Raw genomic sequence first — 22,300 nt, forward strand, 5'->3', positions numbered from 1 at the left:
GGTCAGAAGCTCTTCGAAGGAACGGGCGACATCCGCCCCTTCCCACGGCGTATAGTGGCACCGCGCCAGCACGTCGGCAGGCGGATAGATCACCGGATTGTCGCGATAGGACGCGGGCATGCGGGCGAGCGCGGCTGCGTTGGGGGTGGGGAACAGGATCGTGCGCGAAATGTCGGCACCGACTTTGCCGTCGAGAATGAAATTGATGAAGGCATGGGCCTGATCGGGCGAGGGCGCATTCTTGGGAATGCACAGGCAGTCGGACGAGAGCAGCGATCCTTCGCGCGGGACGACGAAATCGATGTCGGGGTCTTCCTTCATCACCTGGGCGATGTCGCCGTTGAATTCCATCACCAGATCGACGTCGCCAGCGAGCAGCAGGTCCTGTCCGTCGTCGGAATGGAAGGCGCGGATATTGGGCTTTTGCGCGATCAGCAGGGATTCGATGCGGGCCAGCGTTGCCGGGGCGAGGCGGTCGGGACCGTGGCCGAGATAGATGGCGACCATGCGGATGAGGTCGTCCGATTGATCATAGAGCGCGATCCGGCCCTTGTAGCGGTCGGATTCGAACAGCCATTTCCAGCTGTCGGGAACGCCAGAGACTTTCGATTTGCGATAGCCGATGCCGAGCGTGATCCAGGTATAGGGCATCGACCAGTGGCGGCCCGGATCGAACGGCGGATCGCGGAACATGGGCAGGAGATTGGCGGCATTGGGAATGCGCCGGAGATCGAGCGGCTGGATCAGTCCGGCCTCGCGCAGGCGTGTGACGAAATGGTGCGTCGGCACGATCACGTCATAGCCCGAATTGCCCGAGGCGAGCTTGGCGAACATTTCGTCGTTGCTGGCAAAGACGCTGGCGTTGACGGCAATGCCGAGCTGTTCCTCGGTCCATTCGTAAGTGTGTTCGCCGGTATAGGAATCCCAGGTGTAGAAATTGATGTCGCCGTTGCGACCGTGCTTGTTCTTGCAGGCCGAGAGTGTCAGGCCGACGCCCGCCGCGCCGAGTGCGGCCAGCAACGAGCGGCGGGAAAGGCGCGAGCCGTTCATGACGCGGCCCCCGGTTTGGCGACAAAGACTCTTTGCCCCTTGAACCAGGTTTCGAGCACGCGGGTCCTAGCGATGTCGGCGCCTTTGCCTTGCGCGCCGAGTGCGAAGATGTCCTGGTCAATGAGGATGAAATCGGCCGACTTGCCCGGTTCGAGCGAGCCGATCTCGTCTTCGCGGCGCAGGGCACGGGCACCGTTGCGGGTATAGGCGTCCAGTTCTTCGGCAATGGTCAGGCGTTCCTGCGGCCCGAGGACGGGCTGTCCCTCCATCTGGCGGGTGAGGGCAGCGGCCATGTTGACGAAGGGGATGGGATTGCGCGAGGCAACCGGCGCATCCGACCCGGCGGCGATGATCCCACCGGCTTTGAGCATCGATTTGGCAGGGTAGGCGTGACGGTCGTAATAGCTGTCGGGCTGGTTGAGATCCATCTTGCCGTTGACCAGCACGTTTTCGACGAATGGCACGACGTCGAGATCGGCGGCGGGGTCGTGGACGGCCCAACTCATCGTGAAAACGCCGAAAATGTGATCGCGGCCAAGGCGCTCGATATCGCGATCCGACACGATCTGGAGATGGGCGATCGCATCGCGCGAGGCAAAGGCGGGATAATCGGCGCGCGCGGCTTCCACGGCATCGAGCGCGGCGGACACTGCGCCATCGCCGATGGCATGAAGATGCACGTCGAACCCGGCGCGATGCATCGCTGTCACATAGCGACCGAGCAGAGGCGGCCCGGTGACGAAAGCACCCGAAACCTTCGCGCATTGATCGGGGTGATAGCCGTTGGCGGCAAGAAAGGCCGAGGCCGCTGCCTTGCCGTGCTCGCTTGCCGCGGCCCAGCCGTGGCAGGCCGGGCCATCGGTGTCGACATAGCCGACGACGGCGGTCTTGCCCGCTTCGGTGCGGAAAATCGGCTGAAGATAGGGCTTGAGCGAAGGCGAATTGGGCATCGTCGGTGGCACGGCCAGCGGATTGGCTTCGAGTACGCCATCGACGAAGACCTTGACCCCGGTCACGCGGATCAGCGGATCGGCGGCAAAACGCGCACGAAAGGCGCTCGCGGCTTTCACCATGTCCTCGACCGAGAGTGTCGTACTGCCCAGCGCGATGGTGTCCTTGCCCATCAGCGGCAGCATGTTGACGCGCAGGGTCAGGTGGTTGCGCCGTTCGAGCTCGGTATAGAGCCGGTCGTTTTCGCCGATGGTCACGGCCGCATCCTGAATGGCGGTGATCCCGGCGCCATTGAGCGCCTCGACCGTGCGTTCGGGTTCGCGCAGCACGGCCTGGAACACGCTGCCCAGCAAAGTGGGCGAGGGGATCAGCGCGCGGGCGGTTTCGCCGACGCGGCCATCGGGCTCGCCATGGGCGTCGACGCCGACGAACGTGGCAAAGCTTTTGAACGGACCGGCCAGCGTTGCCGCCGACAGGCCGACCGTGGTCCCGTCGCTCTGACGCGCCAGAACGAGAGCCGCGCTGTTGTAGGCGCCGTGGTGAAAGTCCGATCCGACCAGCTGCACCGGATTGTCGGGCGCGGCGCGGTCGAGCGCGGCGCGGATGGTCTCATAGCCCGGGGACAGGTCGTTGCCGTCGGCATAGTTCCATTGCGCAACGCTCAGCCATTCACCCTTGGCCGGTTTGTAGCGGGCAATGCAGTCGTGCACGATCGCGCTCAGGTCCGCGAGCGAGTGCGCCTTGTTGTCGAGGTCGCAGACATCGATCGGATAGAGCCCGAGCGGGGGATGGAGATGCGCGTCGACGAGCCCGGGCAGCACGCGGCGTCCGCCCGCGTCGATCACGGCGGTCTTGGGTCCGCGATAGGCCATGGCCTGCGCCCTCGTTCCCACCGCGATCAGCTTGCCGTCGCGGATGGCCATGGCTTCGGCTTCGTGGCGGGCATCGTCCTGGGTGGCGATGCGGGCATTGACGAGAATGGTCTGGGCCGGAGCCGTTGCAACGGTGCGCGCCATCGCCGGTCCCTGTGCCAGCAAGGCCAGCGCGACGGCCAGGGAGGCCGCGGCGCTGCGGGCGAGTGGCAGGTGGCGGCGGAAACGAGTGCGCGGGGGCATGGGGGCATTTCCTTGGCAAGAGGGCCGATGCAGCGCGCACAGTGATCGTTGATAACGAGGGGTGTTTCAATGCCCTTGCTGCTTGTGACGGTTACAAGGGTGCCGGACAGGTCCTTTGAGAAATGCCGAAAATGCTTGGGGAATTGAATGTTCCGATCGGCGGGGTGCTCTTGGGGTGCGGTTGGAGGGATGTCGATCCTGCTTTATTGTGATCGCAGAATGAACGCCCAAAAGCGAAAAACCCCCGCTTCCGGTAAGGGAAACGGGGGCCTTGTCGGACGTCTGAGAGGCTTGGTGCCGATCCTTTGAAATTCCGGCATTGCCGAAATATCAAATCGGACACCAAGCCGGAAAAGTCGTCAGAGCAGCAGCGGGTTCAGGGCGAAGTCCGATGCTGCGAAGTCGTGGAGACCATCGACGCGGATCATGAAACCGGCACTGCCGCTGCCGGTGGTGTCCCCTTCGATATAGGTGTTGCCGCCGACCTGTTCGTAGCGCAGCTCGCCCGCATGGCCCGAGAAGCTGTGGTCGCCGATGAAAGTGAATTCACCGGCGCTGGCCGAATTGCCCGCAATCGCAGACACACCGGTCAGGACGATCACGTCGTGTTCGCTGTGGTTGAAGTCGGTGATGCGGTCGGCGGTGGCAAAGGAATTGCCGCCGGTCTTGCCGTCGGCAAAGACGAACCGGTCCGCACCGAGACCGCCGGTCAGGGTGTCGTGCCCGGTTCCGGTGACCAGCTTGTCATCGCCGCCCATCCCGTTGAGGTGGTCGTTACCCGAGTTGGCGATGAGGATGTTGGCCTTGGAATTGCCGGTCGCGTCGATGTTGCGATTGCCGACAAGGGTCACGTTGTTGACATTATTGCTCGCGACGAAGCTGTGGTTAGAGCTGATCGTCACCTTGTCGCGGCTGTCGATGGTGGTGGTGCCGAGTGCTTCGTACTGTGCCGCGCTCAGCTTGAGCGTGCCGTTGGTGGCATAGATCGAGGTGATCCCGGCCCCGGCAAGCCCGGCAATATCGCCCGCAGACAAGGCCGAGATGGCGCTGGTCAGATCCGACAGGGTGACGGTGCCCGTCGAAGCCACTTCCATCGATCCCAGAGCTGCCGACTGGGCGGCGGTCAGCGTCAGGCTGGCGTCGGCCAACGTGACGTAGGAGGCGGCTCCAGCGTGATCGCGCCGAGTGCGCCGAGCTGCGGCGCCGTGATGGTGAGGGCGCCGTCGATCCCGCTGATCAGGGTGATCCCGATCACGTTCAGCGCGATGGCGTCGAGCGTCGCGAAGTCGACCGTCGCAATCGACAGGGGGGCTGCCGGGTGGTCGAGCGAGACTGTGCCGAGCCCCTGGAGCTGGGCGAGGTTGAGGCGCAGGGTGTCGTCGCTGGCGGATGCCTGCGTCACCGAGGCTTGCGATCTGCGTGGCGGTGAGCCCGGCGAGATTGGCACTGGTGTCGGCAAGCGTGATGTAGTCGGCGCCCGAGAGGCTGACCGAACCGAGAGCCAGATACTGCGTAACGGTGGGGGCGAGTGTGTGATCGGTGGTGACGACCGTCGTCACCCCATTGGCGGCAGGATTGGCGAATCGGATGCGGACAGGGATGCGATATTGCTTCCGGTATCCGACAGAGTCACCGACGACGAATAAGCTCCGGCGGTCGATATCTGTTCGAGATACTGTGAAACGGTGACGGTCTGACTGCTCATGAATGCGCTTGCGCAATAACAAAAAGGGGGCGTCAGGCAAAAGGGTGTCAGGGCTGCTGTCGTGGTGTATGCGGGGCTGGCACCGCCCGGTCGTGGCGGGGTGAAATTGTCCCTCCTTTCAAGGGTCTCCTGCGGTTGCGATGACCTCGCCAGTTTCCCATTCCGATGCAGAGCGCCGCGAAGGCGGCGATGCGGCTGTCGACACCGTGCGCGGTGGGCACGGCCTGCCCCCGTTCGCTGCCTTGCGCGCGTTCGAGGTCGTCGGGCGCATGGGGGGCGTGCGCCGGGCGGCGCAGGCGCTGGGCATCGACCATACCGTGGTCAGTCGCCATCTGCGGACGCTGGAAGACTGGCTCGGCGTGCCGCTGGTCGAACGGGGCGGCGCGCGACTGGTCCTGACCGACGCGGGGCGTGCCTATCATGCAAGGGTTTCAGCCGCCGTCCATGATCTGGTCGCCGCGACCCGCGACATCATGGCGAGCGGCACCGGTGAAGGCTTGCGGCTCTGGGCCGTGCCGGGGTTCGCGACGCAATGGCTGTCGGACCAGCTGGCCGATTTCGAAAGGACCGATCCCGGTTTCGCGGTCGAATTGCGCCCGACCGATGCCTGCGCCAATCTCGTCCAGTTCGAGGCCGATGCTGACATCCGGTTCTATGGCGACGACTGGCCTCCGCAACCGGGCGGGCCGGGACTGCAAACGCTTGAACTGGCAAGGCCGCCGCTGGTCATCGTGGCCAGTCCGGCACTGGCCGCAACGCTCGACTTGTCCGTGCCCGAGGACTTGCTGTCTGCCCCCTTGCTGCATGAAGAGCACCACGAGCAGTGGCGGGCGTGGTTGACGCAAAACGGAGTGCCGCTGGCCGGACGCAGCCTTTCGGGGCCTTTGCTGTGGCACGCGCATCTCGCCATCGCGGCGGCGCGGCAGGGGCGGGGTCTGGCTCTGGCCAATCGTTATCTCGTCGGGCGGGATCTGGCGAACGGGGCTCTGGTCGAGCTGACCGTTCCGGGAACGCGGCCGGTCACGATCGGCAGTTACTGGTTCGTTGCGCGGGCCGACCGCTGGAACGCGCCGCAGATCGCCCGCTTGCGCACGTTCCTGAGGCAACGCACGCGCGAGGGGTAATTCAGCGCGTCGTGGTGGCCCCAGCGCGCCCGGCGGTTGCGGCATAAGGGGCGAGGGCCGTGAACCGGAACAGGAATTCCGGATTGGCAACCTTGCCATCCAGGGATTGGCTCGTTTCCTCGATGCACGTCTCGGCATTGAAGAAGAACTGACCGGAAAAGCGCACGAGATCGCCCGCTTTCATGTGCGAGACTTGCGCGAACATGGGGGACGACGGGGCGATCAGGGTGTTCCTGCCATCGTCGATCCGCGCGTCTTCGCGGGTTCCGACAGTCGCGTGGGGAGAGATGGCGATCTGCAAGGCATCCTTGCCGTCGACATGGTCCTCGATTTTCACGACTTTGCCCACCCAGTCGGCAACTCGCGGGCCGAAGGCTTCACCGCCGAGCAGGGCGGCGGCATAGCGGTTCCCGATGGCGTCCTTCAAAGTCAGGCTGCCGTCGCCCGGTGCCAGTTCGGCATTGGCCAGGACTTTGCAGATGCGGTCGTTGCGGGTCTTGAGAATGCTGCCCTTGTGACTGGTGCCGACAACGTCGTCCGCTTCTGCAGCGGCCGTATCGACCAGATTGGCGAGGGCGTTTTCATTGGCGGGGATTCCCGTGAGGGCCCCGGCGGATGGCTCGACGGCTCCGCATCCGGCCAACGTCAGGGGGCCGACGACGATGAAGAGGCGTTGGCGCAAATGCATCGGTGTTCCGATCGGGACGGTGATGTCCCCTCACGGGGCATGTTCATGAAAGGGGAACGGAGATTTTGGCGCGTGTCCGTTTAATCGTCTTGAATGAGGGGGATCGGTATGTCCCCAAGGTTAAGGCATATTCTCAAGTAAGTCATGCACCGCACTATGCTCTTGGGGGGGAATTGTTCCTTCCAATACGTGGGTCAGATATTTTTACCGGCAAGTTCATTGACGGGCACCCGCGAGGACAATGACGGTACAAGCGCGAGGATGCGCGCGGCGGCCTTGCGGCTGACCGCTTCGAGCCGAGCCTCGATCAGAAGGTGAATGATAATGCTGCCGAAAACGGACAGCATCGTGATCGCGGCAACGACGACGCGGATGTCGAGATCGTGGGCGATTCGGGAAAGGATCGACAGCATGGCTGAAACCAGATGCGGGTGAAACAGGTAGATCGAGAACGACGCCTTGCCCAAAAGCGTGCCGATCCGGTCCAGAGCGCCCGCGCGGCAGTTCATGTGTGCGGCCAGGAACAACACGATGCAGGAGGCCATCGCTGCGCACAGTGCAGGGAAAACGGCGGTGAAACCAATTTCGACGTGGGTTCCTGCGCGCCAGGCCACGAGATAGGCCCCGAGGATCAGCGCGAATGCCATCCGGCCGCCGGGCAGGCGCAGATTGCGGGTATGGCGCAAGTTTGCAAGGCCGAGGACAAACCCGGCGAGAAAGTCGAAATTGGTCGGAAAGGTCACGTTCCTCACGAACTGACCCAGTGCGTCACCGGGTTCGGCGGGCAGGCCGAGGGCAAGATAGGCCAGCGGTGAAAGGCCCCACAGCACGAAGAGTGCCGGGCGATGGCGCCTTATCAGAAACGAGAGGGCAAAGGCGATGTAGAACAGGGATTCGAGGCGCAGTGTCCACAGCGATTTGGGCTCGTAACTCCCGAAAGGAACCAAAAACATCGCTCGCACATACGTGAAGCGGAAGGTGTCGTGATGACCGATCACGCGGCCGAGGTAATAGGTGAGGATCGCCAGCCCCATGATGGGGACAATGCGAAAGAACCGGCGCGATGCGAATTCCCGCAAAGTGACGCGGGAAACGATCTTGCCGTCGGACATGGCCAACGACGTGCGGGCAATGATGAAACCGCTGATCACGGCGAAGAGATTGACGCCCAGGACGCCGGGGCCAGCTGGCCAGTTTCCGAAGTTCGCGCCGAAATACTTGGGAAAGGCGGCCATGCCGACAGTGTGGTCGAAGACCACCGAAATCGCGGCAATGCCGCGTAGGTACTGGATGCCGCTGATCTTCCGGCTTTGACTGCTCATGGGCATGGAACTCTGACCGGACCGCCTGTTCGATGGATAACGTCCGGCCTCAGGGATTTCTTCCACGACCGGGGGCAACCTTGTTTGCGGGAGGGGTATTGGTGATGCGGGGCGCGACCAGAGGTTTGATTATTAACTTGGATCAGGAACTTTTTTGGTGTCTTCGGATGTAATGAATCGGCTGTTAAATGTTCTTGTTCAAGATTATTCGGAAAAATGGAAGCATTATTTGATTTCTGTCCCGAATAAAGAAACGCCGCAACCCGGTGGGGTCGCGGCGTTTCCGTTTCGTCGGTGTTGAAGCCGCCGATCAGCCCATGGTCGGGATGACGAAGGCATTGCCGAGCGCTTCGCCCGGATCAGGCCAGCGCTGGGTGACGACTTTGGTCTTGGTGAAGAAGCGGATCGAATCCGTGCCGTACTGGTTGTGGTCGCCAAAGGCGCTGCGCTTCCACCCGCCGAAGCTGTGGTAGCTGACCGGAACCGGGATCGGCACGTTGATGCCGACCATGCCGACTTCGACCGTTTCGACGAAGCGCCGTGCCGCACCGCCGTTGCGGGTGAACAGGGCGACGCCGTTGCCGTACTGGTGCTGGGTTGCGAGCGCGATGGCTTCGTCAAGCGCGGCCGCGCGCACGATCTGCAGCACCGGGCCGAAGATTTCGTCCTGATAGGAACGCATCTTGGGCGTGACCTTGTCGAACAGGGTCGGGCCGACGAAGAAGCCGTTCTCGTGGCCCTGCATGACGAAATCGCGCCCGTCGACTACCAGTTCGGCGCCTTCCTCGACCCCCATGTCGATATAGGACAGGATCTTCGCCTTGTGCTGGGCGGTGACCACCGGGCCGAAGTCCGCGTCGCGGTCGGTCGAGACGCCTACGCGCAGCTTGGCAATGCCCTCGATCAGGCGGCGGCGCAGTTCTTCGGCGGTGTCTTCGCCCACCGGCACCACGACCGGCAGCGCCATGCAGCGTTCGCCCGCCGAGCCATAGGCCGCGCCCAGAATGTCGTTGACCGCCTGGTCGAAGTCGGCGTCGGGCAGAACGATCCCGTGGTTCTTGGCGCCGCCCATGGCCTGCACCCGCTTGCCGTTGGCCGTGCCGCGGGCATAGACCGCCTGGGCGATGTCGGACGAACCGACAAAGCTCACCGCCTTGATGTCGGGATGGTCGAGCAGGGCGTCGACGGCGACCTTGTCGCCGTGAACGACTTGCAGCACGCCGTCGGGAAGCCCGGCTTCGGCGAGCAGTTCGGCAAGGCGCACCGGCACGCTCGGCGCGCGCTCCGAGGGCTTGAGGATGAAGGCATTGCCGGTCGCGAGAGCGGGCGCCATCATCCACAGCGGGATCATCGCGGGGAAATTGAACGGCGTGATCCCCGCGCAGACGCCGAGCGGCGAACGCAGCGAATAGACGTCGATGCCCGGACCTGCCCCTTGCGTATATTCACCCTTTTGCAGGTGCGGCACGCCGCAGCAGAATTCGACGACGTCGAGCCCGCGCTGGATGTCTCCCTTGGCATCAGGAACGGTCTTGCCGTGCTCGGACGAGAGCATTTCAGCAAGACTTTCCATTTCCTGTTCAATCAGATCCTTGAACTTGAACAGGACGCGGGCGCGGCGCTGAGGATTGAGTGCGGCCCATCCGACTTGTGCTTCCTTGGCTGCGGCAATCGCGGCGGCCATGTCGCCGGTGGTGGCAAGGCGCACCTGCCGCGCGACTTCGCCGGTCGAGGGATTGTAGACGGGGGCAAGGCGATCGCCCTCGGGCTGGTAGCCGCGCGCGGCCCCGGCAAAGACGTGTTCGATGATCGACATGGGATGCTTTCGTTTGGGGGCGGATCAGGCGGTCTGGCGCAGGACTTCGGCAAGTTTGCCGAACATCTCGTGGATCTGGCTTTCCGAGACGATCAGCGGCGGCGAAAGCGCGATGATGTCAGCCGTGACGCGGATCAAGAGGCCCGCATCGAATGCGCGATGGAACGCTTCCATCGCGCGGGCACCCGGAGCACCGTCGCGCGCGGCCAGTTCGATCCCCGCGACAAGGCCGATATTGCGGATGTCGATCACGTTGGGGCAATCGCGCAGCGAATGGGCGGCTTCTTCCCAGACCTTGGCGAGGCCGGCGGCGTGGGCGAAGATCCCTTCGTCGGCATAGAGGCCGAGCGTGGCAACGGCCGCCGCCGCCGCGACGGGATGGCCCGAATAGGTGTAGCCGTGGAAGAATTCGATGCCCGCGGGCGAACCGTTGACGACGGTGTCATGGACTTCGCGGCTGGCAGCGACGGCGCCCATCGGTACCGAGCCGTTGGTCAGGCCCTTGGCCATGGTGAGGATGTCGGGCGTCACACCGAAGTATTCGGCAGCGGTCGGCGTGCCGAGACGGCCGAAGCCGGTGATGACTTCGTCGAAGATCAGCAGGATGCCGTACTTCCTGGTGATGTCGCGCAGGCGCTGGAGATAGCCCTGCGGCGGCACCAGCACGCCGGTCGAGCCCGCCACGGGTTCGACGATCACGGCTGCGATGGTTTCGGGACCGTGGAGCTGCACCAGTTCTTCGAGTTCGTCGGCAAGGTTGCCGTTCGAAGGTTGCATGCCGCGCTGGAAGCGCACGGCGTCGCCGTGGGTGTGGGCAAGGTGGTCGACGCCCCAGACCTGGCTGACGTGGCGACGGCGATTGCCGCCGATGCCGCCGACCGACATGCCGCCGAAATTGGTGCCGTGATAGCCGCGCTGGCGTCCGATCAGGCGGAAGCGCTGCGCTTCGCCGCGTGCGTGGTGATAGGCGAGCGCCATCTTGAGCGCGGTGTCGGCGCTTTCCGACCCGGAATCGGTAAAGAAGATGCGGTCGAGGCCTGCGGGCATGATCGCGGCCAGCGCGGTCGCCGCCTTGAACGCCATCGGATGGCCAAGCTGGAACGTGGGCGCAAAGTCGAGCGTCTGCGCAGCAGCGGCAATCGCGGCGGCAACCGGCGCGCGGCCATGACCGGCATTGACGCACCACAGGCCGGCCGTGCCGTCGAGCACCTTGTGCCCGTCGGTCGTTTCGTAATGCATGTCCTTGGCCGAAGCGAGCAGGCGCGGATTGGCCTTGAAGAAGCGGTTGTTGGTGAAAGGCATCCAGAAATGGCTGAGATCCAGATCACCGGCAGCGGCGACCAGTTCCTCAGGCGTACGGATGTCCAGTTTCGCGGTCGTGGCCATCGTGCTCTCCGTCTCGACAGGAAGGGCCGCGCTCCACGGGGGGTGGCGCGGCAGACACCGCGTGATGCGGGGAATGCCGCTCTCTCGTAAGGGGTAAACCGCGTATCGGTGGTGCACCCCATGCACCACTGCGGCGATTACACCGGTTCGGTCGTACGCGTCGGTTCCGCCGGATGGGGAGGCAGCGGGGCAAGCGGTGCGGCCTGCCAGTCGGCGGGCGCTTCGGCGACCTGATCGGCAAGCCAGGCGGCGAACTGGCGCAAGGGGCGGCTCTGTCCGCTGTCGCGATGGGTGGTGAAGTAATAGGCGCCGAGCGACACCGGGCGGAAATCGGGATTGCCTGCGCCCAGTTCGACCACGCGCCCGGCGGCAAGGTCCTCGGCGGCGAGGAAGGCATTGGTCAGCGCGACGCCCTGTCCCTCGCGGGCGGCCACCAGGGTCATGTGCGCCTGCCACAGCCGCGCGGCGGGCGGGGGCAGAGTGATGTCGACGCCATGCGCGCCGAACCAGATGTGCCATTCGACATCGTCGTCCTCGTGCAGCAGGGGCAGAGTCAGAAGGTCGGAAGGGCTCGTGATCGTGCGGCCCTTGAGCCAGGGCGCATCGGGGCGGGCGACCGGAAAGACGCGGGGACGGATCGCGGCGACGCGCTCGATCGCGGGAAGCTCGCTGCCCGCGATGTCGCTGTCGCGCCACCAGCGCAAGTCGGCGTGGGCCTCGTGCCGATTGAGATCGGGCGCCGCGTCCGAGGGGCGCAGCGTTACCGCAAGGCCGGGATGGCGACGTCCGAAATCGGGCAGGCGACTGGTCAGCCAGTGATAGGCAAGGCCCGGCATCGACCAGATCTGCAGCCTTGTCCCGGCATCCCCGCGCAGGCGTTCGGTCGCGCTGCACAACTGATCGAACGCGGGGCCGATGAGGGCGTGGTAGTCCGCCCCCGCTGCCGTCAGGCCGCCATGCACACGGTCGATCAGCATGACGCCCAGCCAGTCTTCGAGCGCGCGCAAGTGGCGGCTGACGATCGCATGGCTGACGCCGAGTGCGGCGGCGGTGCGGCGCACTTTGCCGTGTCGGCCAAAGGCCTCGAACGCGCGAAGGGCGGAAAACGGGGGCAGGTGAGGACGGTCGACCACGGGCTTTGTGCTTTTCGGTTTCGAAACTTCGGATCGGTTGGGGTCTGGTGGTAACAATTTGTCACCAACGATCTACCATTTGTCGGCTTATCGCGGCAAGCAGGTGGTGCCATCTTGTTGCCACCCTTTTTAGCGGAGTCTCACCTTCATGTCCGACAACAAGTCGCTTGCCGCTCGCCGTGATCGCGCCGTGCCGCGCGGCGTTGCCTCGTCAACTGCGGTCTATGCCGATCGCGCCGAAAATGCCGAGGTGTGGGACGTCGAAGGCCGCCGTTACGTCGATTTCGCCGGTGGTATCGCGGTGCTCAACACCGGCCACCGCCACCCCAAGATCATGGCTGCCGTCGAAGAGCAGCTCAAGCGCTTTACCCATACCGCGTTCCAGGTGAACCCGTATGAAAGCTATATCGAGCTGTGCGAACGCCTGAACGAGCGTGCGCCGTTCTCGGGCGATGCCAAGACCATCCTCTTGACCACCGGCGCCGAAGCTACCGAAAACGCGATCAAGGTCGCGCGTGCCGCCACCGGCCGTTCGGCGGTCATCGCTTTCGTCGGTGCGTTCCACGGCCGCACCCTGCTGGCTTCGGCCATGACCGGCAAGGTCACGCCCTACAAGCGCAAGATCGGCCCGATGCCGCCGGAAGTCTTCCACGCGCCGTTCCCGACCGGCCTTGACGGCAACACCGTCGAAAAGAGCCTGGCCGCGATCCAGACGCTGTTTGCCGCCGACGTCGAACCCGAGCGTGTCGCTGCCGTGATCGTCGAACCGGTTCAGGGCGAAGGCGGCTTCCACGTCGCTCCGACCGAATTCCTCGAAGCGCTGCGCGCTCTTGCCGACCAGTACGGTTTCCTCCTCATCGCCGACGAAGTGCAGGCCGGTTTCGGCCGTACCGGCAAGCTGTTCGCGATCGAGCACAGCGGCGTCGAACCCGACCTCGTCTGCACTGCCAAGTCGCTGGGCGGCGGTTTCCCGCTGTCGGGCCTGATCGGTCGCGCGCCGATCATGGACGCGCTCGATCCGGGCGGTCTGGGCGGCACGTACGGCGGTTCGCCGATCGGTTGTGCAGCCTCGCTCGCCGTGCTCGACGTGATCGAGGAAGAAAAGCTGCTCGACCGTGCGACGGCGGTGGGTGAGCGCCTGAGCAAGCGTATCGCGGGCTTTGCCGCTGCGGGCCTGCCGGTCGCCAACTTGCGCGGTCTTGGCGCCATGGTCGCTTTCGACGTGACCAATGCCGATGGCGAAACCGATGGCGTCTGCGCCAAGGCTGTCAGCACGGCGGCGCTCGAAGGCGGTCTCATCCTGCTGACCTGTGGCCCCAAGGGTGAAACCGTGCGTATCCTCGTGCCGCTGACCGCGTCGGACGCGATCATCGACGAAGGTCTCGACATCATGGAAAAGGCGCTGGCTTCGGTCGGTGGAAAGGTTGCCGCGTGAGCGCTGTCGATACCGCCGTTCGTTCCAAGCCGGTCCTCGCCCGTCCCGATCTCTGGCGCGAGGCGGCCTTCATCGCGGGTGAATGGCGCACCTCGCTCAAGACTATTGCCGTCGACAATCCCGCCACCGGCGAAGTGATCGGCCACGTTCCCGACTTCGGTTTTGCCGAAGCGGACGAGGCCGTCGCCGCAGCGGCAGGGGCCTTTGCCGCATGGCGGGCCAAGACCGGCAAGGAACGCGGTGCGATCCTGCGTCGCTGGGCAGAACTCATGTACGCCCACGCCGACGATCTGGCGCTGATCATGACCGCCGAACAGGGCAAGCCGCTGGCCGAAGCCAAGGGCGAAGTCGCTTATGCCGCTTCGTTCCTTGACTGGTTTGCCGAAGAAGCGCGGCGCATTCGCGGCGAAGTGCTGACCCCGCACATGGCCGACCGCCGTCTGGTCGTCACGCGTCAGCCGGTCGGTGTCGTCGGGGCGATCACGCCGTGGAACTTCCCGCTGGCGATGATCACCCGCAAGGCCGGTCCCGCGCTCGCGGTGGGCTGCACGTTCGTGGTGAAGCCCTCGGAACTGACGCCCTATTCGGCGCTCGCTCTGGCGGTTTTGGCCGAGGAAGCCGGCGTTCCGGCCGGGGTCCTGAGCATCGTCACGGGTGAAGCCAAGGCGATCGGCGCGGTCCTGACCGGCGATCCCCGCGTGGCCAAGTTCACCTTCACCGGCTCGACCGGTGTCGGCAAGCTCCTGGCTGCCCAGTGCGCCGGGACGGTCAAGCGCGTGAGCCTCGAACTGGGCGGCAATGCGCCGTTCATCGTGTTCGAGGATGCCGACGTCGATGCCGCGATCGAAGGGGCTCTGGCTTCCAAGTTCCGCAACACCGGCCAGACTTGCGTCTGCGCCAACCGCCTCTATGTCCACGACGCGGTCTATGACGAGTTCGCCAAGAAGCTGGCTGCGCGGGTTTCGACCTATCGCGTCGGTCACGGCCTGACCGGTCCGACCGAACAGGGGCCGCTGATCGATGCGCGCGCGGTGGCCAAGGTCGCCTCGCACGTTGCCGATGCGGTTGCGGGCGGCGCCCGTGTCCTGACCGGTGGCGAGCCCAATGCGGCGGGCGAGCGTTTCTACAGCCCGACGGTCTTGGTCGACGTGCGCCCCGACGCCTTGCTCGTCCGTGAAGAAACCTTCGGTCCGCTCGCCGGTCTGATCCGCTTCACCAGCGAGGACGAAGTCGTGGCCATGGCCAATGACACCCGCGCGGGCCTTGCGTCCTATGTCTACACCGCCAGCACGCCGCGTCAGTGGCGCCTGATGGAAGCGCTGGAATACGGCATGGTCGGCTTCAACACCGGGATCATCTCGACCGAAGTCGCGCCGTTCGGTGGCGTCAAGGAATCCGGTCTCGGCCGCGAAGGCTCGCATCTCGGGGTGGACGACTACCTCGAAATCAAGCTGGCCTGCATCGCGATCTGATCGCGGATCACACAGTTCCACCCTTGAGCCCCGGAAGCGAGTTCATCGCTTCCGGGGTCTTTTTTTGGGCGTCTCAGGTTTGCGCCTCGGGCCGATTGCGCTCGTACAGGATCGGGAACCAGTCTTCGCGCAATCTTTGGCCCGGCTGCATGTCATGTCCGGGGAAAGGGGGCGAGGTGCGACCGGGGCGCTCGACATAGCGCGTGTCGTCCCCCACCAGCCGCAACGAAAAAGCCCGGCGACCGGTTGCGGCGTGATTGCCGCGTGCGCCGTGCAGGATCTTGTAGTTGAACGCGACCGCATCGCCGGGTTCCATGTCCCATTCGCGAATGTCCATGTTTTCCGCGTCCGGGTCAGGGATGGGCATATAGCTGTCGGGATCGGCGTAAAAGTCGTCGCCCGAGAGCCAGCGGATCGGAAGCACGGGCTTGGCCCAGCGATGCGAACCGGCAACGCAACGCAAGGTCGCCTCGCGCACGGGATCGAGCGGTGACCAGAAGCTGACCGTCTGTTGCCCCTCGACGAAATAATAGGGTGCGTCCTGATGCCAGGGCGTGGCCTTGGATGTGCCTGCTTCCTTCACCAGGACATGATCGTGGAACAGCTGGACGCGATCTGACTGCATGAGGTCGGCAGCGGCTTGGGCGACCGGGGAGTTGCGGATGACGTCCTCGAATTCGGGGATGCGGTGCCAGTTGCAATAGTCGTCGAAGAAACGACCGCCTTCTCCCGGCCTCACGGATTCGGCAGCGAATGGACCGGGTTCGGCCATGTTCCGCGCAATCCCGGCGCGCAGGGTGTCGACATGATCCTTGAACAGGCCGCAGATCAGAACCACGCCGTCGCGCTGGAAAGTTTCGATATGGTCCGGAGTGATCAGGGGATCGGTCATCAAGGTCTCCGCTTGCGGTTCGCGCAGGATCCCTAGGGGAGGTGGGGAATTAGTTTGAAATAATATATTCGAAATTTAAAAATAGGCCGATGCTATATCTCAGCTTGCGCCAGTTCGAATATGTTACGGCCGTGGCCCGGGCAGGCAGCCTTTCGGGTGCGGCGGTGCAGCTCAACGTGTCGCAGCCCTCGCTGTCGGTGGCCTTGACCCAGGTCGAGGATTATCTGGGGTACAAGCTTTTCGTGCGGCGAAAGGGGGCCCCGATCACGCTGACGGCGGCGGGCGAGGCCTATGTCGACAAAGTCGAGGATCTTCTCGCCATGGCCCGGCGGCTCGAAGACCCGGACCTGATGCGTCACGCGGTAAGCGGGCGGTTGACCGTGGGGATGTTCGACGGGCTGGCGCCGTTCCATCTCGGCCCAGTCCTCAAGGCTCTGGCGACACGATTGCCCGCAGTCGACATCCGCTATCGCGTCAGCGATTTTGCCACGCTGGCACGCGAGATGCTCGATGGGCGGATCGATCTTGCGGTGACCTATGATCTGGGACTGGACGCCAGTTTTTCGAAATCCCATCTCGTCGATGCCCGGCCCCATGCCCTGCTCGCAGGCGATCACCCGATGGCGGGAAAGTCGCGCATCGCCTTGCGGGATCTTGCCGGGGAGAGCTTGATTCTTTCCGAAGAAGGCCTGTCGATCCGGCACGTCCTTGGCCTGTTCCAACGCTTGAAGCTGAAGCCGCTCGTGACCCATCGCGTTGCGTCGGTCGAACTGATGCGCAGTCTTGTCGGCAACGCCATGGGCGTCGGCATCAGCTATTGCGTGCCGCCTGCAACGCGGAGCTATGACGGCAAACCGGTCAGCAGCATCGCCATCGACGATGATTTCGCGGTGGAACCGGTCATTATTGCAAGGAACGGACTGGACCTGCCCAACGAATTGGTGACGCAGGCCCATGCGGCCATTGCCGGGGTTCTGATCCAGTGAGGGGATGGCGGCCGTAAAGGCCGCCATCCCCTGCGCGAAGGGTTACAGGAATTTCTGGCTGAACCGGATGCCGAAATATTGCGGTTTGATCGGATAGCTGCGCGAGCCTTCGGTGCAGGTCTGGATTTCGCAGAAGGCATTGCGGCTGAGCACGCCGCGTTTGTCGAAGGTGTTCTGGATGAAGATCTCGGCGCTGAACCCACCGCGCTTGGCGCCGGTGGAGAAGTCGAAGCTTTCGAACCCGGTGGGATCGCCGAACAGGGCATCATTGGCGGTGTTGAGGTCGGACGTGCTGCTCGACTGGTGGAACGCAACGCCCTGGACGAAGGCGTTCCAGCGGCCGATCGGGCGTTCATAGCGGACCGTCAACTGCCCCTTGAAGCGGGGCTGACGCGGCAGGCGGGTGCCTTTGGATGCGGCGAGGTCGCCGGTTTCGCTCGAACAGGTTGAGCGCGGGACGAGATTGGAAGACGAGACGAGATCACAGAAGTTCGTCGACAGGCGGGAATCGTTGTAGGCGCCCGATCCCGAAATCAGCACGGGGCCGATTTTCCAGTCGAAGTCCGCCTCGATGCCATAGACGCGAGCGTCCCCGGCATTGACCGTGTTCGTGCTGCCGAACGTGTTGGGGACCACGACCTGATATTGGACCCCGTTCCACTTTTCGTAATAGGCGGCCGCATTGACGCGCAAGTTCCGCCCGAAGCGGGCCTTCACCCCGATTTCGAAATTGTCGAGCGTGTCGGCCTTGTACGGACTGCTGCCGGTAAGGTTGTTGCCGCCGCCGGGCCGGAAGCCGGTCGAGTAGGTGAAATAGAGCATCTTGTCGGGACGAACCTGCCAGGCGATGCTGGCTTTGTGTGTCTCGCCGGTCTGGTGATAGGGCTCGTTGACGTTGATGCATTGCAGGCGTTTCGTCAGCGGGAAACTGCACGTATCCATGTCATAGATCGTGCCGTTGAAGCCATAGGTGTTGTTGCTGGTCGAGAAATAGCGGATGCCGCCGGTCACTTTGACCGCAGGCAGGATCGGGTAGGTCGCTTCGGCATAGAGCCCGAAATCCTTGTAGGTCTGATCGTAATCGGTCGCATAGAGCGCATTGCCGCGCACCGCCGGGGCCGGATTGGTCGGGGTGAAAATACCGGTCGTCGGGTCATAGTCGGTCCCCGCATAGCCGTTGGCCGAGCCGGAATAGATATAGTCCGCGTCGAACGAGTTCTTCTGGTACTGGTGGAATACCCCGGCCGTCATTTGCAGTTTCGATGACTTGGGCGTTGCGATGCGCAGTTCCTCGGTGATCTTTTTGCCCACGGTGGATTCGGTCGCATATTGGGCCGGATCGAGAATGGCGCCGTTCTGATCGCGGAAGTAGTAATAGCTTCCGCCCATCTTGTCGTAATCAATCGAATAATAGGCATAGTCCTGCAGGATGTGCGTGGCGCGGTGGAAATAGCCGACGACGCCGGTCACATCGAGCCCGGCGATCTGGCCCTGAATGGTCAGCGAGGCCTGATACCATTCATCCTTGGTATGGGTCGGGGTGTAATCATGCACCTGCAACCCGGAAAAGCGCGGGTCGTAATTGAACGTGCCCGAACTCGCGAGGTGCTGGTAGGTGATCGAGGGCATGATCGACCAGTTGCCCGCCTCCGCCAGAAGGCTGGCGCGCCCGCCCCATTCGGTGACCGGGTTGTAATTGTTCTTGGCGATGGCGGCATTGCTGCTGACATAGGAAATCGCGGGATTGTTCTGCCCGAACGTATAGGTGTAGCTCGCAGGAGTGTTGTCGATGTAGCCGCCTTCGTGGTCGTAAAAGGCCATGACGCGCAAGGCGAGATTGGCTGCGAGCGGGGCGTTGAGGTATCCTTCGACTTGCCCGCCGGTATCTCCCGCGCCGTATTTGGCCGCCTGCACGTCCATGCCCGCTTCCCATTTGTCGAGCTTGGGCTTTTGCGTGATGATGCGCATGGTCCCGGCAAGTGAACTCGAACCGAACAGCGTTCCTTGCGGTCCCGACAGCGCCTCGACGCGTTCGACGTCGTAGATATGGATTTCCGGCTGGCCGTTGCTTGACGTCATCGGCACGTCGTCGAGATAGAGCGCGGCCGTCGGCAGACCGACGCCGCCTACGGAAATGCCGCGGAAATAGAAATTCGATCGGCCGGGCCCGAGCGTATCGAAACTGACGCTCGGCAACATCTGGGCATAGTCGGTGAAGTTCTTCACTTCGTGTTGTTCGAGTTTGTCCATGGTCAGCGCTTGCAGGCTGACCGGCACTTTCTGGATGCTTTCCTGTTTGCGCGTGGCGGTCACCACGATTTCACCAAGGGCCGGAGCGCCACTTTCCGCAGCGGGTGTCGCGGTTTGGGCGGCTTGCGCGGTTTGGGCCATGACGACGCTTGCTCCGGGCGGCGTCAGCATGGTCGCCGCACCGAGCAGGCAGAGCCATTGTCGCGATGCCGTTCCCGATCCGGCATCTGCTCTTTTTAATGGATCTCTTGTCACGTCATGCTCCCCTAATGACGCGCCGATGGCGGCGCGGATCACGTCGCGGGGGATTGGCGGGACGACGAAGCCCGTGCCGGGAAGCGTGGTGCTTCCGGCCCAATCGTCATTCTCGCCATGATCGCACCCCTGCCAAGGCGATGCGAAACGCCCCTGCTTCAACTTGCGAACGAATTCGGACTTGTTGTGTCTGAAAAGGATTGGGATTGGTGCCGTATCCCTCTGAAATACGGGGATATATGGCGTCATTTCCGGTCTTGGTTACGATGCGAGGCTAAAACGCGCGGCTTTTGCCTGTCAAGCGCGCCGATCCACCCTTTTATCCATGACAATCAGGCATATGGACTTGCACATTCAAGGGTGTGGTCTTGGCGGCGCCAGAGCGCCATGATGCAGCACCTTCCGTTTCGGAAGAACTGGCATGAGGGGCGGTGGAAACGGGATGAACAGGCCCACAGCTTCCGAGGCGGGCAACCGGCTCGATGCGGCGCACCGCCTGCTCGGCAGCGATTCTGCTGCGGCTGCGGCCTTGGCGCGAGAGGTGGTGCGGGCGCAGCCGGACGATCCCCGCGCGGCCATGGTGCTCGCCTGCGCCTTGCGCCTGTGCGGGGATGCACATGGTGCGGTTGCCGCACTCGACTTGCCGGTGCGCGCGGCCCCGGAGGATCCGGTCCTTGCCGGGGAATGGGGCCTTGCCCTCGTGGCGGCAGGAGATCATGCCCGCGCCATTGCTCCCTTGCGCCTTGCGACCCGCGCGCAGCCGCGTCTTGCCCGCACGTGGCAGGCGCTGGCCCGCGCCTTGCGCATGACCGGGGCAGAGGATGAAGCCTGGCACGCCGATGCCGGGGCGGTCGCGGCGGCCAGTGTCGATCCCATGCTGGCCGAAGCGGCCCGCGCCATGACCGCAGGCGCAACGGACAAGGCGCAGGCGCTGATCGAGCGTTATCTCTCGCTCATGCCAGACGACGCGGCGGCGATCCGCTTGTTGGGCGAACTGGCCTGGCGCAGCGGACGACAGGATCAGGCGATCGTCCATGTTACGCAGGCTGTCGCGCTGGCGCCGGGGTTCGAGGCTGCCCGCGTTTTTCTGGCGCGGATGTTGGTCGAGGCAGACCGCTTGCCCGAAGCCATGGAACAGGCCGACATTCTCGTCGCCCGTGCCCCCGATGAACCCGGGCTTGTCATGCTGCGGGCCTCGATCCTGGTAAAGCTGGGCGAACAGGACGCCGCGCGCGTGATTTATGAGGATCTGATTGCGCGAGGGACTGCTCCGGCGGCGGTTTTCCTCAATCTCGGCCATGTCGCCAAGACGCTGGGGCATGCAGGCAAGGCGGTGGAGGCCTTTCGTGGTGCCATCGCGCGCGCGCCGGGTTCGGGCGAGGCATGGTGGAGCCTTGCCAATCTCAAGACCGTCCGGCTCGACGCCGGGGACATTGCCGCCATGCGCGCGGCGCTGGCGGCCGGGGCGCGGGGTGAGGATGCGTTCCAGTTGCACTTTGCTCTGGGCAAGGCGCTGGAGGATGCGGGCGAAGATGCCGAAGCCTTTGCCGCCTATGCGCAAGGCAATCGCCTGCGCCGCGCCGATCTCCCTTATGATGCGCGCGCAACGCATACCCGTGTCCGTGCGCATGCGCGGCAGTTCGATGCGGCCTTTTTTGCGGGGCTGGAACCGGGCGGGGTAGGGGCGGCGGACCCGATTTTCGTGGTCGGCCTGCCGCGCGCCGGATCGACGCTGGTCGAGCAGATTCTCGCCAGCCACAGCGAGGTCGAGGGAACGCACGAATTGCCCGCGATGATGATGCTGGCCGATCGTCTGGCCGTGCGAGCGCGTCGCGAAGGAGTTTCTCCCGAAGCTCTCGTCGCGGGGCTGTCCGCAGACGAGCGCACGGCGCTGGGCGAAGACTATCTCGCCCGTGCGGGGGTTCACCGGCGGACCGATCGTCCCCGTTTCATCGACAAGATGCCCAACAATTGGCAGCATCTCGGGCTCATTCGCCTGATCCTGCCGCGCGCGGTCATTGTCGATGTGCGGCGCCACCCGATGGCGGCGGGGTTTGCCGTGTGGAAGCAGCATTTCGCGCGCGGACAGGCCTTTGCCTATGACCTTGCCGACATCGGGCACTATTACCGCGATTACGTCGCCCAGATGGCAGCCTTTGACGAAGCCGTGCCGGGACTTGTCCATCGGGTGGTCTATGAAGACCTCGTTGCCGATACCGATGGGCAGATCCGGGCCTTGCTGGCTGCGCTCGACTTGCCGTTCGAGGAGGGGTGTCTCGAATTCTGGCGCAACGGGCGCGCGGTGCGCACGGCGAGTGCAGAGCAAGTGCGCCAGCCGATCTTTACCGACGGGCTCGATCGCTGGCGCCGCTTCGCGCCCTCGCTCGGTCCGCTCGAACAGGCGCTGGGGCCGGTCGTGGAGGCATGGCCGGGAACGCCGCCGGACTGGCGCGACTGGCTCGGCCGGGACATCTGATTCTTTTGCCGGGGGGCATTCAAGCGTCGCATTCTTTCGACCACTTTTCCTGTCTTGGCCGGCGCAGCACCGCTTGCCCGCGCCCGAAGCTGGCTGGTCACGCATCAGGACAAGGCAACCGGATCGGTGCCTGCCCGCTCGATCAACAAGGATCGTCAGCCGGGTACTGATGCTTATCTGTTCATGACCGATGAAGCGCCCGGCCGGGCCGCTCTTGCCCTGAGGTCCTGAAATCTGAGACCCT

General features: G+C 64.1%; 18 protein-coding genes. 6 read left to right on the top strand and 12 right to left on the bottom strand.

Annotated features, from left to right (window positions below; translation table 11 throughout):
* The 5 genes from Y88_RS09135 to Y88_RS19585 form a co-directional block, all read right to left on the bottom strand.
* Positions 1-1,050, bottom strand: a 1,050-nt coding sequence (locus Y88_RS09135) for an ABC transporter substrate-binding protein (protein WP_036500500.1), incomplete at its 3' end; no start/stop codon positions are given.
* Positions 1,047-3,116 (bottom strand): amidohydrolase, encoded by a 2,070-nt coding sequence (locus Y88_RS09140; protein ID WP_008068005.1) that lies wholly within the window; start codon positions 3,114-3,116, stop codon positions 1,047-1,049. The genes Y88_RS09135 and Y88_RS09140, both read right to left, overlap by 4 nt.
* Before the next feature lie 359 nt (positions 3,117-3,475).
* The gene (locus Y88_RS09145) at positions 3,476-4,264 is read right to left on the bottom strand and encodes a calcium-binding protein (RefSeq protein ID WP_008068011.1); all 789 of its coding nucleotides are present in this window, start codon (positions 4,262-4,264) and stop codon (positions 3,476-3,478) included.
* A complete protein-coding gene (locus Y88_RS09150; RefSeq protein ID WP_008068007.1) occupies positions 4,246-4,518 on the bottom strand; it encodes a hypothetical protein in 273 nt (90 codons plus the stop codon). Before Y88_RS09150 ends, Y88_RS09145 begins: the two co-directional genes overlap by 19 nt.
* A gap of 153 nt (positions 4,519-4,671) precedes the next feature.
* Positions 4,672-4,821 (bottom strand): hypothetical protein, encoded by a 150-nt coding sequence (locus Y88_RS19585; RefSeq protein WP_157403871.1) that lies wholly within the window; start codon positions 4,819-4,821, stop codon positions 4,672-4,674.
* Positions 4,822-4,961: 140 nt separating this feature from the next.
* Here Y88_RS19585 and Y88_RS09155 point away from each other — a divergent pair, with 140 nt between their 5' ends.
* Positions 4,962-5,945, top strand: coding sequence for a LysR substrate-binding domain-containing protein (locus tag Y88_RS09155; RefSeq protein WP_008068013.1), 984 nt, complete (start codon positions 4,962-4,964; stop codon positions 5,943-5,945).
* 1 nt (position 5,946) lies between these two features.
* On the opposite strand, the gene Y88_RS09160 is transcribed toward Y88_RS09155, so the two are convergent.
* The 5 genes from Y88_RS09160 to Y88_RS09180 all read right to left on the bottom strand — a co-directional run bounded on the left by Y88_RS09160 (position 5,947) and on the right by Y88_RS09180 (position 12,290).
* Complete coding sequence (locus Y88_RS09160; protein WP_008068015.1) at positions 5,947-6,633, bottom strand: hypothetical protein; 687 nt, start codon at positions 6,631-6,633, stop codon at positions 5,947-5,949.
* Between the two features lie 194 nt (positions 6,634-6,827).
* Positions 6,828-7,955, bottom strand: a complete 1,128-nt coding sequence (locus Y88_RS09165) for an acyltransferase family protein (protein WP_008068017.1) — start codon at positions 7,953-7,955, stop codon at positions 6,828-6,830.
* Positions 7,956-8,265: 310 nt separating this feature from the next.
* Entirely contained in the window at positions 8,266-9,771 is a 1,506-nt protein-coding gene (locus Y88_RS09170) for a CoA-acylating methylmalonate-semialdehyde dehydrogenase (RefSeq protein WP_008068019.1), read from the bottom strand.
* A 24-nt stretch (positions 9,772-9,795) separates the two neighbouring features.
* Positions 9,796-11,157, bottom strand: a complete 1,362-nt coding sequence (locus Y88_RS09175) for an aminotransferase class III-fold pyridoxal phosphate-dependent enzyme (RefSeq protein WP_008068021.1) — start codon at positions 11,155-11,157, stop codon at positions 9,796-9,798.
* A gap of 137 nt (positions 11,158-11,294) precedes the next feature.
* Positions 11,295-12,290, bottom strand: coding sequence for a LysR substrate-binding domain-containing protein (locus Y88_RS09180; protein WP_008068026.1), 996 nt, complete (start codon positions 12,288-12,290; stop codon positions 11,295-11,297).
* A gap of 148 nt (positions 12,291-12,438) precedes the next feature.
* On the opposite strand from Y88_RS09180, the gene gabT reads away from it, so the two are divergent.
* Both gabT and Y88_RS09190 read left to right on the top strand, forming a co-directional pair.
* A complete protein-coding gene (gene gabT / locus Y88_RS09185; protein ID WP_008068028.1) occupies positions 12,439-13,725 on the top strand; it encodes a 4-aminobutyrate--2-oxoglutarate transaminase in 1,287 nt (428 codons plus the stop codon).
* Complete coding sequence (locus Y88_RS09190) at positions 13,722-15,197, top strand: NAD-dependent succinate-semialdehyde dehydrogenase (RefSeq protein WP_008068031.1); 1,476 nt, start codon at positions 13,722-13,724, stop codon at positions 15,195-15,197. The genes gabT and Y88_RS09190 overlap by 4 nt, the downstream gene beginning before the upstream one ends.
* 73 nt (positions 15,198-15,270) lie before the next feature.
* Here the strand turns inward: Y88_RS09190 and Y88_RS09195 are convergent, their stop codons facing one another.
* The gene (locus tag Y88_RS09195) at positions 15,271-16,089 is read right to left on the bottom strand and encodes a phytanoyl-CoA dioxygenase family protein (protein WP_008068034.1); all 819 of its coding nucleotides are present in this window, start codon (positions 16,087-16,089) and stop codon (positions 15,271-15,273) included.
* An 89-nt stretch (positions 16,090-16,178) separates the two neighbouring features.
* Here Y88_RS09195 and Y88_RS09200 point away from each other — a divergent pair, with 89 nt between their 5' ends.
* Positions 16,179-17,075, top strand: a complete 897-nt coding sequence (locus Y88_RS09200; RefSeq protein ID WP_008068036.1) for a LysR family transcriptional regulator — start codon at positions 16,179-16,181, stop codon at positions 17,073-17,075.
* Between the two features lie 42 nt (positions 17,076-17,117).
* Here Y88_RS09200 and Y88_RS09205 read toward each other — a convergent pair whose 3' ends face one another.
* Entirely contained in the window at positions 17,118-19,496 is a 2,379-nt protein-coding gene (locus Y88_RS09205) for a TonB-dependent receptor domain-containing protein (protein WP_018075971.1), read from the bottom strand.
* A 526-nt stretch (positions 19,497-20,022) separates the two neighbouring features.
* Here Y88_RS09205 and Y88_RS09210 point away from each other — a divergent pair.
* Positions 20,023-22,056 carry a tetratricopeptide repeat-containing sulfotransferase family protein gene (locus tag Y88_RS09210; protein WP_008068039.1) on the top strand — a complete coding sequence of 678 codons (2,034 nt, stop codon included), beginning with the start codon at positions 20,023-20,025 and terminating at the stop codon, positions 22,054-22,056.
* A 54-nt stretch (positions 22,057-22,110) separates the two neighbouring features.
* Positions 22,111-22,287, top strand: a complete 177-nt coding sequence (locus tag Y88_RS09215) for a hypothetical protein (RefSeq protein WP_008068040.1) — start codon at positions 22,111-22,113, stop codon at positions 22,285-22,287.
* Positions 22,288-22,300 lie beyond the last annotated feature (13 nt).

This window comes from Novosphingobium nitrogenifigens DSM 19370, assembly GCF_000192575.1.
GTDB lineage: Bacteria > Pseudomonadota > Alphaproteobacteria > Sphingomonadales > Sphingomonadaceae > Novosphingobium > Novosphingobium nitrogenifigens.